Here is a 12,259-nt window from a genome sequence, read left to right on the forward strand (position 1 = left end):
GCGGGTGTCGGTGCCGGCGGCCCGGTTCGCGTACGGCGGGGGTGCTATCGGGAGTCCTGTGCGACGGTGAGCCGCTGGGAGGGTGCTCGCTCGGGATCCGGGTCGGGCACCGCGGCGAGCAGCTGCCGGGTGTACGGGTCGGTGGGCGCGCTGTAGACGCGCTCCGCCGGGCCGGTCTCGACGATGCGGCCCTGGTGCATCACCGCCATGCGGTGGGACAGGAAGCGCACCACCGCGAGGTCGTGCGCGATGAAGAGATAACTGAGGCCCATCGACTCCTGCAGTTCGGCGAGGAGATTGAGGATCTGGGCCTGCACGGAGAGGTCGAGCGCGCTGACCGGCTCGTCGCAGATGACGAGCGACGGATTGATGATCAGGGCGCGGGCGATGGCGATGCGTTGCCGTTGTCCGCCCGAGAAGTGCGCCGGATAGCGGTCCGCGGCGTCGGGCGGCAGGCCGACCCGGACGAGGATGTCCCGCACGCGCGCGGCGATGTCCCGCCGCGACAGCGAGGACGACTTCAGCAGGAGCGGCTCGGCGATGGACGTGCCCACCCGCCGCGTGGGGTTGAGCGAGCTGTAGGGATCCTGGAAGACCGCCTGGATCTCCGAACTGAGGGCCCGGCGCTCGCGCCGGCCGGCTCCGGTGATGTCGCGCCCCCGGAACCGGATGTGCCCTTCGGTCGGGGGCCGGAAGCCCAGGACGATGTTGGCCAGCGAGCTCTTGCCCGAGCCCGATTCACCGACCAGGCCGAGGGTTTCGCCCTCGGCGATGTCGATGTCGACTCCGTGGAGAACGCGGGCGGGCTTGCGGCGCCACCCCTGTGGATAGTCGAGGACGATTCCGCGTGCGCTCAGCAGAGGCTGAGTGGGCGCCGCCGTGTCGGTCCGGCTCACGAGGCATCCTCCATGTCGAGTTCCCGCACGCGGTCGATGTGAATGCAGCGGCTGTGGTGCTCGGCGGCGAGCGCGGCCAGGGGGATCGGGCGCTGCGCGCAGTCGGTGGCGGCGAGCGGGCAGCGGTCCCGGAAGTGACAGCTGACGGGCCAGGCGGCCGGGGGCGGCACAGTGCCCGGGATCGTCGGCAACCTCGTCAAGGTGGTGGCGCCGCCGTCGGCCGAGGTGCGGTCGAGTGCGCGGTGCGGGTTGGCCGCGAGGAGGCCGGCCGTGTACGGGTGCGCCGGCGAGTGGTAGAGGGTGCCGACCGGTCCCTGCTCGACGACCTGCCCGGCGTACATGACGACCGCACGCGCGCACAACTGCGCCGCGACGCCCCAGTCGTGGGTGATCAGGACGATGGCGAGTCCGCGCTCCGCCTGCAGGCGTCGCAGCAGTGCGAGGATCTCGGCCTGGACGCGGGCGTCGAGCGCGGTCGTCGGTTCGTCCGCGACCAGCAGGTCGGGGTCACCGGCCAGGGCGAGCGCGATGGCGACCCGCTGGGCCATGCCCCCGGAGATCTGGTGCGGGTACCGGCGTGAAACGGCACCCGGATCCGGGACGTTGACCAGGTCGAGGAGTTCGACGGCCCGCGCCCGCGCGGCGCGCCGGTCCACACGGTGGTGCCGGCGCACGGCCTCGGCGAGCAGATCGCCGACGCGGCACGTGGGGTCGAGCGCCGTCATGGGTTCCTGGGACACGTAGCCGATGCGGGTTCCGCGCAGTGCGTGACGGTCACGGTCGGACAGCGACAGGAGTTCGGCTCCGTCGAACCGGCAGGACCGGGCACGGACTTCGGCGCCAGCGGGCAGCAGGCCGAGTACGGCGGCGACCGTGACGGACTTGCCGCAGCCCGACTCGCCGACGATGCCGAGGATTTCGCCCTTGTCGACGTGGAAGCCGGCACTTTGAACGACCGTGGTGCGCGTGCCACTTGTACTGAAGGCGACCGTGAGCCCGCGCACCGCCAGCAGGGTGCTCGGCGCCGACTGGCCTGTCGCGCCACCGGGTTCGGTCGACTCGTCCTCGCCTTCCTCGCGCAGGGGCGGCTCACCGCTGCGCGCGCCACCGTGCCGTGCCGGTGCGGCGCTCCACCGTTGCACCATCACATCGCGCACGGCGTCGCCGAGCAGTGCGAGGGAGAGCATGGTCAGACCGATGACGCCGCCCGACGGCACCAGCATCCAGCTGGATCGGTCGAGAACCTGGCTCGCCTCAGTGATCAGACCGCCCCAGGACGGCTCCGGTTCCTGCACGCCGAGCCCGAGGAAGGACAGACCCGCCTGCACACCGACCGCGCCCGCGGCCACCAGCGACGCCTGCACGAGGATCGTCGTCGCGAGGCGTGGCACGACGTGCCGCAGCAGGATCTGACCGTCGCCGAGGCCGGACACTCGGGCCGCCGCGACGTACCGCTCCGTACGGACACGTTGCGTCTCCCCGCGGATGACCCGGGCGAGTCCCGACCCACCGAGCACGCCGAGAGCGACCATCGCGACGTGCTGGTTTCCGGGGAACACGGCGAGGACGAGCAGGAGGATCAGAATGGCCGGGAGCGCCGCCGCGAGTTCGATCCAACGCAGCACCGCCCAGTCCACCCAGCGGCCGAAGTAGCCGGCCAGCACGCCCATGGCGGTGCCGGTGACGACGAAGACGAGCGTCACCTCCACGATTCCCAGCAGCACCCCTTGACCACCGAACAGGACGCGGCTGAGGATGTCTCGGCCCAACTGGTCGGTACCCAGCCAGTGTTGCCGGCTGGGCCCGGTCAGGACGTGGGTCAGGTCGGTGTTCGTGGGCTGGTACGGAGCGAGCGCGTCCGCCCCTACGCTCATCACGCCGACCGCCACCAGCCACAGGAGTGAGAGGGCCGCCAGCGGCCTGCGCACCAACGCCCGTAGTGCCGACCCGCGCCGCGGCTGCCGCTGGGTCACCGACGGCTGCTCTGCCGGATCGTCCCTCAGGCCTATGTCGCCGGGCGTGGGGTCCACCGCCGTCTGCTCGATGCCGGTCACCGGACACGCACCCGGGGGTCGATCGCGCCGTAACAGAGATCGACAAGGAGGTTCGCCGCGACGACGAGCAACGTGAAGTACACAACCGCTCCCTGAAGCACAGGCAAGTCCCGGGATGCCGTTGCCTGTTGGACGATGGAACCGAGGCCGGGCATCGCGAAGACCTGCTCGACGAAGATCGTGCCGCCGATCAGCCCGACGAACACGACGCCGATGACGCTCATGATCGGCACACCCGCGTTGCGGAGCGCGTGCCGGAAGAGAATCGACCGGTGCGCGAGGCCGTTCGCCCGGAGCGTCTTGATGAAGTCCTGGCCCAGGACCTGCCCGAGAGAGTCGCGGGTCTGCTTGGCGATGATCGTGGCCCCCCCGATCGCCAGAGAGGTCACCGGCAGTACCAGGGACCGCGCCCACTGCCCCGGTGAATCCGCGAAGCTGACGTAGCCGGCGACCGGAAGGAGCCGGAGTGTGACCGAGAAGAACGAGGTGAGGACCACCGCCAGCCAGAAGTTGGGGATGGCCATGCCGCCCAGCGACAGGACGTCGACGATGCTGCGGGTGACACCGCCGCGCACCGCCGAGGTGATGCCCAGCGCCAGACCGAGGACGGCACTCGCCAGCGTGCCGAGGATCAGCAGCGAGAACGTGACCTCGAGGTGCTCGTTGAGCTGGGTGGTGATGCCCTCACCGGAGATGATCGAGGTTCCGAGATCACCGTGCACCGCGTGCGCCAGCCAGCTCCCGTACTGCTCGAACATCGGCTTGTCCAGGCCGAGGCTCTCACGGAGGGCGACAATCTGGGCCCGCGTGGCTTGCGGACCGAGCATCATCTGCGCGGCGTCGCCGGGGACCACACTGGTGAGTACGAACGACAGGGCTGTGGCCACGAAGACGACGGGCAATGACCACAGCAGGCGGTGCCCGAGGAGTTTCAGCACGGCAGGTCCTGCATGGACAGGTTCCCTGCGGGCGCGGAACGAGCGGCGCCCGACGGGGAGGCGATGAGTGACGGCACGGCGGTAGGCAATTTGCGCACGGCGCTCTCCGGAGGTGGGTCGGATCGGATGCCGACGGCGGTCGATGTTCCAGACCGGTTTCGGACCGCTGAATTTCCAGTGACACTTGAAGTTCGGGCTCAAGGTAGGGCTGGGTTCAGCACGCCGTCAATATCGAGCGCACGCTGAAATTCAGGCGCGGCGAGCGGTCGGGTGGGCAGCGGGTATGGCCGCCCGGGCGAACCGCCGGCGGATGCCGCATCTGAAACGCCGGCCTCACCGGTGGCGGCGGCGGAATCTGAACTAGGGCGCGTATCGAGTCGTGATCAATGAGTGGTCCGGGTGAGGTCATTGATCCAGATCATCGAGGCGCGCGGGTGGAGACCGGCAAGGTAGCTGTCCGGGGGACTTGTCGTACCGGGTGGCGATGCCTCGCCATGCCTTGAGCTTGTTGATCAGGCGCTCGACCGTGTTCCTCTCCCGAGAGGTCGGCATCGTGGTGTGGCACTCGCCGCGCACATGAAGCCGGTCGATCGCTGCGTAGGTCGGATCAGTTGTGGGTGGTGGCCGGTGGGCCGGCGATGGCGGTGAGCCGGAGCTTGGTCTCGTCCTCGCTGCCGGGCACGGCGGTCATGATGACGATCTTGAGCTCGGAGTCGCCGTCGGCCAGGATGTCGCAGTCCACCGTGACCGGGCCCACTGACGGGTGGTCGATCGTCTTGTGATCCTCGCGGTGTGCGGCCACCTCTCCGCTCGCCCACAGCTCGGCGAACCTGCTGTTGCCCGCGTTCAGATCGCGGATCAGCGCGGCCAAGCGGTTGTCCTGGGGGAAGCGGCCGGTGGCGCGGCGCAGGTCGGAGACGATGGCGGCGTCGGTGGCGTCGCGGTCCGCCTCGGTCACCGGCCACAGCGCGAGGTGGGCGGGGCCGGCGTTCACCGGGAACCTGTCGCGGGCGAAGTTGCGCAGGCGCGGCGGCGAGGCGGAGGGGTCGCCCAGCAGGGCGGCCCATCCACGGTTCCACCACACCAGTTGCCAGTCCGCCGCGAACACGGCAACCGCCACGTCCCCGAGGCGGGTGAGCACCCGCTGCACGCCGGGCGGGAGATGGTCAGAGATCGCGCCGTCCACGGGCGGTACGAGCTGGGCCAGCCGGTACAGGTGGTCCCGCTCGGCGGTGGACAGTTGCAGGGCGCGCGCCAGGGACGCCACCACCGACGCGGAGGGTGTCGTGGCCCGCCCCTGTTCCAGGCGCACGACGTAGTCGACCGATACCCCGGCCAGGTCAGCCAGTTCTTCGCGCCGCAGTCCGGCCGCCCGGCGCCCGCGGGCCGCCGGCAGCCCGGCGGCCGATGGGGGCAGCCGGTCCCGCCACGTGCGGATCATCGCGCCCAGTCCGGTTCCGGGTGTCGTCGACATGATCTCCATCCTCCGGCATCCCCGATCGTGTGTGCGGGCGCGAGGGTGGTACTGGTCTTCCTACCGTCGAAGCGTCCCTGGCCCGCCTCCGTCGTCGGGGCCAGTATCGAACGCATGACGATCACCTTCATCACCGGAGCCAACAAGGGTCTCGGCCGTGAGACAGCCCGCCGCCTGATCGAGAGTGGGCACACCGTGCTCGTCGGAGCTCGCCACCGCGAGCAGGGCGAGGAGGCCGCCGCCGCGCTCGGCGCACGCTACGTCCCCATCGACGTTTCCGACGACGCGTCCGTGGCCGCCGCCGTGGCGAACGTCGCCGAACACGAGGGCAGGATCGACGTCCTGATCAACAACGCCGGTGTGCACGGCCCCCTCGGCGATCCCAGCGACCTCACCGCCGCCGACGCCCGCACCGTCCTCGACGTCAACGTCATCGGCGTCGTCCGCACCACCACCGCGTTCTTGCCGCTGCTGCGCCGCTCGGACGACCCTGTGATCGTCAACGTCAGCAGCGGCATGGGCTCCCTCGCCCTCACCCACGACCCCGCCCGGCCCGAGTCGCACGTTGTCGCGCCGCTGTACACCTCCTCGAAGGCGGCCCTGACGATGCTGACCACGCAGTACGCCAAGGGCCTCAAGGACATCCGCGTCAACGCCGCCGACCCCGGCTACACCGCGACCGACCTCAACGGTCACAACGGCCCCCAGACCGTCACCGAGGGCACGGACGCGATCGTCGCCCTCGCCACCGAGGGGCCCGGCGCCGGCACCGGACGCTTCCTCTCCCGCCACGGCGAGATCGCCTGGTCCTGAAACCGGCTTCCGTCACCGGCGAGAGGAACCTTCCGCCGGTGCTTCTCAATCTGCGGGAGTCGCCCTCGCGGCGGGACCCGGACCGGTAGATGTTCTTGCGTGACGCGAGTGCAACTGACGGACCAGGATTGGGAGTTCATCGGGCCGTACCTGCCAATCGGCACGTACGGCCCGTACCCCGAGCGGCTGCGGCAGCAGTTCGAGGGCGTGATCTGGCGGTTCAAGACCGGCGGGCAGTGGAGGGAGATGCCCCAGGAGTTCGGCGCCTGGTCGACCGTCCACAACCGCTTCCGGCAGTGGCGTGACGCCGGCGTCTTCGAGGCCCTGCTGGAGGGTCTGATCGCGGAAACCGCGAAGCGGGGGAGGTGGACCTGTCCCTGGTCAGTATCGACTCCACCACCGCGCGCGCTCACCACGACGCTGCCGGGATCCACCTGGACGAAGACGTCCTCTCCGCACTGGAGAAGGCCGCCGCCGAGGAAGGGAAGGCCAGGTCAAAAGGGGCAGCCTCCAAGAACAAAACGGGCAGGACGCCGAGCCCAGTCCCGAACGGGAGGAGCGGCGACGCATCCGGCGTCGGCGCGCCCTGCGCCTGAAGGTCGCCCTCCTCGGACGCTCCCGGGGCGGGCAGACCAGCAAGGTTCACCTCGCCGCCGACCGCAAGTGCCGCCCGCTGGCGTTCGTCCTGACCGCGGGCCAGGCCGCGGACAGCCCACAGTTCATCCCCGTGCTGGGAAAGATACGGGTCCGCGGCCCCGTCGGCCGCCCTCTCACCCGGCCGGACGCCGTTGCCGGGGACAAAGCCTACTCGTCCCGCTGCAACCGGGCCCACCTGCGCAGACGCGGCATCAAGGCCGTCATCCCCGAGAAGAGGGACCAGGCCGCCAACCGGAAGAAGAAGGGCTCCCGGGGCGGTCGGCCCGTCAGTCGCGATGCCGATCTCTACAAGGAGAGGAACACGGTCGAGCGCCTGATCAACAAGCTCAAGGCCTGGCGAGGCATCGCCACCCGGTACGACAAGACCCCAGACAGCTACCTCGCCGGCCTCCACCTGCGCGCCTCGATGATCTGGATAAGAGACCTCACCCGGACCAACCATTGATCACGACTCAATACGTGCCCTAGCGGGCGCACCGGCTACCGATGTTGAACTGCCGGTGGGTGAACCGGCGGCTGCCGAGTCCCGACCGCCTACGACGTGACCCTGCGCGTGCTGCCCCGGTGCCCGCTGGGGGAGCGCAGCAGAACGGCGTCGATGAGGGCTCCGAGCTGGGCGCCGATGTCGAACGACGGATCGACCAGCCAATGGTTCTGCAGTCCGTCCCAGGCCGCGATGATCAAGGCTGCGGCCTGTTCTGGATCGACCGCGAGGCCGACCTCTCCGGCCTCCTGGAGCAGCGAGATGTCCTGGGCCAGCCGTGCGCGCGAGAGGCGCCAGCGTTCCTTGAAGTAGTCGTGCGCAGGGTGTTCGGGGTTGCTGGCCTCGCCGAGCAGGGACGCGTAGAGGTGGACGATGTTGGTGCGGTGCACGCCGTCCACGGCGAGCGCGGGGGCGGCCGCGACGGACTCGCCCGGCCCCAGCAGGCTCATCTCCTGCTCGTCGAACAAGGCCAGAGCTGCGACGAGGAGTGCTTCCTTGGAGGGGAAGTGGTAGAGGAGCCCCGCTTCACTAATGCCGGCTCGCTTCGCTACCCCGAGCGTGGTCACACTGCGGTGGCCGTGCTCGACCACCAGCGCCAATGTGGCCTGGGCGATAGTTGCGCGGCGTTCGCGCGTCCGTGCATACGGGCCGCGCCGACGGGGCTCTGGCATGCCAGCACCGTATCCGACTCCGCATGCAGGCCCGTTCGCTGCACGACGACGTGACCGGCGGAGCATCGATGGGAACGGGCAACTCTCGCCCCGCTGTTGACGTGCACCCGGGCAGCCGACACTATGAAATTCAAGTTGCACTTGAGATTCAATTCGAGGGTGCCCTGCGCTGGGGACGAGCGGGACGCGGAGAGCGCCGAGCAGCAGTCGCCCTGAGAACCGGTCGAGGACTGCCCCGTGGCCGAAACACCACCGTGGAGCGGTCAAGGACCGAGGCCTGCACCCCCAGCCGGTCAGCGACCACCAAGCGCGAGGAGCCGACATGTCAGGACTGTCCGTACAGCGCGTTGCCGAATTGAAGGCGCGGGCGCGACGGGACGTGGACGAGGGGCTGTTGCCGGCGTGCCAGTACGCGCTGGCCAGGCACGGCGAGGTGCTCGTGCACGAGACGCTCGGCGACGCGCCGCCGGACGCGCGGTTCTCGATCTGGTCGACGACCAAGCCGGTGTTCAGCTCGCTCGTGTGGCAGTTGATGGGCGAGGGCAAGCTGGATCCCCTCGCACCGGTCGTGGACCTGTGGCCCGAGTTCGGGGCGCACGGCAAGGACCGGGTGACACTCGAACACCTCCTGCTGTTCACCGCGGGATTCCCGGAGGCGGAGCTCGACTGCGACTCGATCTTCGACCGGGCGGCCCGGGTGCGGCAGATGGAACAGTGGAAGCCTTCCTTCGAACCGGGCACCGCCTATGGCTATCACGGGTTCAGTGCGCATTACGTGATGGCGGAGCTGGTGGAGCGCGTGACCGGCACCGACCACCGCACGGCGTTGCGGGAGCGGATCCTCGATCCTTTGGGCCTCGACCGGCTCGAACTCGGCGTTCCCGAGGACCGGCAGGGCGACCTCCAGCGCATCCTCGGCGCCGGTGAGCCCAGCACGGAGGAGGAAGTGAAGGACCTCCTTGGCGTCGACTCGCTGCCGCTCGAAATCACCGAGGCGATCACGGCGGCCGCGGGGAACGCGAGTGTGCGCCCGGACACCGCCCTGATCACGTGGCAGCGGCCCGACCTGGTCGCGTTCGGTTTCCCTGGAGCCGGGGGAGTGAGCGACGCGGCGAGCTTCGCGCTGTTCTACCAGCACCTGCTGCACGACCCCAAGCACGTATGGGACCCAGCGATCCGGCACGACGTCACGACCAACGTACGGAACACGTTCACCGCCACACCGTTCAACATCATCGCGAACCGCACCCGCGGCCTTGAGCTGCAGGGCGACGACCCGACGCGCCTCCACCGCGTCGGCGGTGGAGGCGCCACACCGCGGACGTTCGGGCACAACGGGGCTGCGGGCCAGATCAGTTGGGCCGATCCGGACAGCGGCCTGTCCTTCGTCTACCTGACCAACGGGTGCGACCGGAAGGACGTCCGCGTCGTACGGCGCTCCCGCGACCTGAACGCGGCGGCGCTGGCCTGCGCCGCATGAGCCCACCCGCTGTCCCCGTACCGATCCACCCATCGTCATCCCGCCCGTGACCGATGCCTTCATGACCGATGCCTTCACGACCGAGATTGCGAGTCACCGAGAAATGACCGATCAGGACCTGATCGCCGTAGCGGATGCGCCCCACCAGGACGATCCCGGGTTCGGCCCCGCGTTCATCGATGTCGACGAGTGGCGCGAGAGCCCCATCCCGCACCGCTACCTGCACGGCGGTTTCGAGGGCACCGAGACCCGCTTCGTGATGTACCTGCCGGAGCGCGACGCCTATCAGGGCCGGATGGTCCAGGAACTCGCGGGCGGTGTCGGAGGATCCGAGGAGCATCCTCCCGAGTACCTGGAGAAGCTGCTCCGCAGCGCCTTCCGGCTGGGCGCCTTCGTCGTGGCATCGAACCAGGGCTGGATCCTGACCCCTGAGCGGCCTGGGGTCGGCGGGCCGGGGCTCCCGAAGGACCTCACGATCCTGTCGCACCGGGCGAGCGCGCAGACCGCGCGTTATGCCAAGACGGCCGCGGCGGAGCTGCTGGGCGCGCGGCCGCACCACGCCTACCTCATCGGCGGCAGTGGCGGCGGTGCCCGGTCGGTGTCGGGCATGGAGCAGGTGCCCGGTCTGTGGGACGGCGCGGTCCCGATCGTCATGGTCAATCAGCACCTGGCCTGGCACTACTGGTCGGTCTGGATCCGCGCGGAAGTCGCCCTGCGGCACAAGAAGGACGAGATCACCGCCGCCGTCGACGCGGGCGCCGACCCCTTCACGGTCCTCGACACGGACGAGCAGCGGCAGTGCCTGTCCGAGCTCTACTTCGCCGGATATCCGAAGAGGGCCGAGAACCTGCTCAGCATGGCTGCGTCCGACTGGGCGAACTGGACGCCTCTCGTCGACCCCGAGTACGCACAGGACTACTGGAACCTCCCAGGCTATGCGGGCGAAGGCAAGGAACCGTTCCGCCTGACCGGCACCGTCACCGGCCTGGTCCGCGCGTCGGATCGCGAAGCTCCCGCGCTGATGGAGCCGCTCATCGAGGGGTTCCGTGAGTTGCTTGCGCCCCAGCACGTGATCGGTGCGCGACTCGACGGTGCCGAGCTCACCAGCGACCTGATCGGCGGCCGGTTCACCGTCGGCGAGCCCGGCCGTGAGGTCCTGCGAGTGTGTACGGCCGTCGCCGGTGACTGCATCGGTTTCGTCGACTTCCACGAGCGCCCGGCACCGCAGGTGGGCGACGAGATCACCCTGGACAACACCTTCGAACAGGCCTGGTCGCACTACCACCGGCACATCGTCGACCCGGCGCGGCCGACCATGCGGCACTGGGCGAACGACGGCCGGCCGATCTGGCCGCAGCGCCCCGCCGATGCCGAGCGCCGGGCCGTGCTCTGCACCCTTCCGACCGGCCGGTTCGAGGGCAAGATGATCGTCGTCCAGAGCGCCCTCGACCACCTGTGCCCGCCGGTCTTCGCGCACGACTACGTCGAGACGGTGCGCGCCCGATGCGGGGACGGCGACGACCGTATACGGCTCTGGATCCTCGACAACGCCATGCACGGCGAGGCCTCACCCGAGCTCGGCACCGAGATCAACCTGCGGTTCATCAGGTTCCTCGGTGCCGCGCTGCAGGCGCTCGATGACCTCGTGGCATGGGTGGAGGACGGTGTGAAACCGCCGGCCGACACCTCCTACGAGCTGGACGCTTGGAACAGGACGCTGCTGGCGCCGACAGCCGGGCAGCGGGGCGGAATCCAACCGCTCGTCTCCATCGAGGGACCGGTCGAGGCCAGGGCCGGGGAGGCCGTGCGATTCACGGCCGACGTCGAGGTCCCGCCCGATGCGGGCTCGGTGGTCGAGGCGGCCTGGGACTTGGACGGCACGGGCCGCTTCGAGCAGAAGGCCCAGATCAAGGAGCCGGCGTCGAACCTGACGATCGACGTGGAGCACAGCTTCACGGAAGCGGGCACCCATGTGGTCGTGCTGCGCGTGGCAAGCCATCGCCAAGGAGACACCTCGGACCCGGTGAGGGTCGTGGAGAACCTGGCGCGGCTCCAGGTGCGCGTGACGGACGGATCCTGAGCGAACACCAGGCATCCTCCCCGTCCTCGACCTTCCTGGTACCGAAGTGCCGCGTTACTCGGTGAGTGCGTCGAAGTCGAGGTTGCGGAACGCGTTGGCGACGAAGTGCGCGGCCAGGTGCCCGGCCTCGTCGAGGTCGTCGCCGCGGTCGATGGCGTGCTCACAGACCTGGATGGCGACGCCGACGCAGGCGGCTGCGAGTGCTTCGGCGGTCGGCCCGAGCGCCGGGCCGTAGGGGTGCCGGCGGCGCTCGATGAGGCCGGCGAGCCGTTCTGTCACCGCGCCCAGGACCTGCCGCCGAAGATTTGTGGGGTGGTCGCCGGTCCTGTCCCCACGGAAGAGCAGGTCGAAGCCCTCGGCGCGTTGTGCGGCGAGGCGGAAGAGCGGCTCCATTCCCGTCCGTGCGAGTTGTGTGAGCGACAGGTCGGCCCCGTGCTCGTAGGCGTCGGCAATCCAGGCATTGAGGATGTCCGCCTCGCGTTCGATGACGCGACGGTAGATCTGCTCCTTGCTGCCGAGGCGGGCATAGAGCGTGGGCCTGGTGGTCCCTGCCCGTTGTGCGATGTCGGCGATCTGGGCAGCGCTGTAGCCAGCCGCGTGGAACACGCCACGGGCGGCGTCGAGCAGTTGGTCTTCGTCGAAGCGGCGGCCACTCGGGCCGAGCGCGGTGCGGACGGACATGACAAGAAAGTATAGGACGACTTCTTGACGC

General features: G+C 69.6%; 9 protein-coding genes and 1 pseudogene. 4 read left to right on the plus strand and 6 right to left on the minus strand.

From position 1 onward, the window contains the following. Positions 1–44: 44 nt before the first annotated feature. From ACFZDK_RS34555 to ACFZDK_RS34570, 4 genes are all read right to left on the minus strand, one after another. Positions 45–896 (minus strand): ATP-binding cassette domain-containing protein, encoded by an 852-nt coding sequence (locus tag ACFZDK_RS34555; protein ID WP_390977995.1) that lies wholly within the window; start codon positions 894–896, stop codon positions 45–47. Then, positions 893–2,950 carry an oligopeptide/dipeptide ABC transporter ATP-binding protein gene (locus ACFZDK_RS34560; protein WP_390977997.1) on the minus strand — a complete coding sequence of 686 codons (2,058 nt, stop codon included), beginning with the start codon at positions 2,948–2,950 and terminating at the stop codon, positions 893–895. The genes ACFZDK_RS34555 and ACFZDK_RS34560 overlap by 4 nt, the downstream gene beginning before the upstream one ends. Then, positions 2,947–3,888, minus strand: coding sequence for an ABC transporter permease subunit (locus ACFZDK_RS34565; protein WP_390977999.1), 942 nt, complete (start codon positions 3,886–3,888; stop codon positions 2,947–2,949). The genes ACFZDK_RS34560 and ACFZDK_RS34565 overlap by 4 nt, the downstream gene beginning before the upstream one ends. Before the next feature lie 607 nt (positions 3,889–4,495). Beyond that, positions 4,496–5,371, minus strand: a complete 876-nt coding sequence (locus ACFZDK_RS34570; RefSeq protein WP_390978001.1) for a helix-turn-helix domain-containing protein — start codon at positions 5,369–5,371, stop codon at positions 4,496–4,498. Positions 5,372–5,476: 105 nt separating this feature from the next. Here ACFZDK_RS34570 and ACFZDK_RS34575 point away from each other — a divergent pair, with 105 nt between their 5' ends. Continuing rightward, complete coding sequence (locus ACFZDK_RS34575) at positions 5,477–6,175, plus strand: SDR family NAD(P)-dependent oxidoreductase (RefSeq protein ID WP_390978003.1); 699 nt, start codon at positions 5,477–5,479, stop codon at positions 6,173–6,175. A 99-nt stretch (positions 6,176–6,274) separates the two neighbouring features. Continuing rightward, positions 6,275–7,277: pseudogene (locus ACFZDK_RS34580) on the plus strand (IS5 family transposase). Between the two features lie 89 nt (positions 7,278–7,366). On the opposite strand, the gene ACFZDK_RS34585 reads toward ACFZDK_RS34580, so the two are convergent. Beyond that, positions 7,367–8,311: a TetR family transcriptional regulator gene (locus tag ACFZDK_RS34585; RefSeq protein WP_390978005.1), complete on the minus strand. Its 945-nt coding sequence runs from the start codon at positions 8,309–8,311 to the stop codon at positions 7,367–7,369. Between ACFZDK_RS34585 and ACFZDK_RS34590 the strand changes: the two genes are divergently transcribed. Together ACFZDK_RS34590 and ACFZDK_RS34595 are read left to right on the plus strand one after the other, a co-directional pair. After that, on the plus strand, positions 8,310–9,467 hold the full coding sequence (locus ACFZDK_RS34590) for a serine hydrolase (RefSeq protein ID WP_390978007.1): 1,158 nt from the start codon (positions 8,310–8,312) through the stop codon (positions 9,465–9,467). The two genes, ACFZDK_RS34585 and ACFZDK_RS34590, sit on opposite strands and share 2 nt — an antisense overlap. A gap of 103 nt (positions 9,468–9,570) precedes the next feature. Then, positions 9,571–11,547: a PKD domain-containing protein gene (locus ACFZDK_RS34595; protein WP_390978009.1), complete on the plus strand. Its 1,977-nt coding sequence runs from the start codon at positions 9,571–9,573 to the stop codon at positions 11,545–11,547. Positions 11,548–11,601: 54 nt separating this feature from the next. On the opposite strand, the gene ACFZDK_RS34600 is transcribed toward ACFZDK_RS34595, so the two are convergent. Next, on the minus strand, positions 11,602–12,228 hold the full coding sequence (locus ACFZDK_RS34600; RefSeq protein WP_390978011.1) for a TetR family transcriptional regulator: 627 nt from the start codon (positions 12,226–12,228) through the stop codon (positions 11,602–11,604). Positions 12,229–12,259 lie beyond the last annotated feature (31 nt).

The organism is Streptomyces sp. NPDC007901 (assembly GCF_042959465.1).
In the GTDB taxonomy this organism is placed as follows: Bacteria; Actinomycetota; Actinomycetes; order Streptomycetales; family Streptomycetaceae; genus Streptomyces.

Bases quoted from the DNA above. Each gene is read 5' to 3' on its own strand.
- ACFZDK_RS34570 (WP_390978001.1), bottom strand. From the start codon at position 5,371: ATGGAGATCATGTCGACGACACCCGGAACCGGACTGGGCGCGATGATC.
- ACFZDK_RS34575 (WP_390978003.1), top strand. From the start codon at position 5,477: ATGACGATCACCTTCATCACCGGAGCCAACAAGGGTCTCGGCCGTGAG.
- ACFZDK_RS34590 (WP_390978007.1), top strand. From the start codon at position 8,310: ATGTCAGGACTGTCCGTACAGCGCGTTGCCGAATTGAAGGCGCGGGCG.
- ACFZDK_RS34585 (WP_390978005.1), bottom strand. From the start codon at position 8,311: ATGTCGGCTCCTCGCGCTTGGTGGTCGCTGACCGGCTGGGGGTGCAGG.
- ACFZDK_RS34595 (WP_390978009.1), top strand. From the start codon at position 9,571: ATGACCGATCAGGACCTGATCGCCGTAGCGGATGCGCCCCACCAGGAC.
- ACFZDK_RS34600 (WP_390978011.1), bottom strand. From the start codon at position 12,228: ATGTCCGTCCGCACCGCGCTCGGCCCGAGTGGCCGCCGCTTCGACGAA.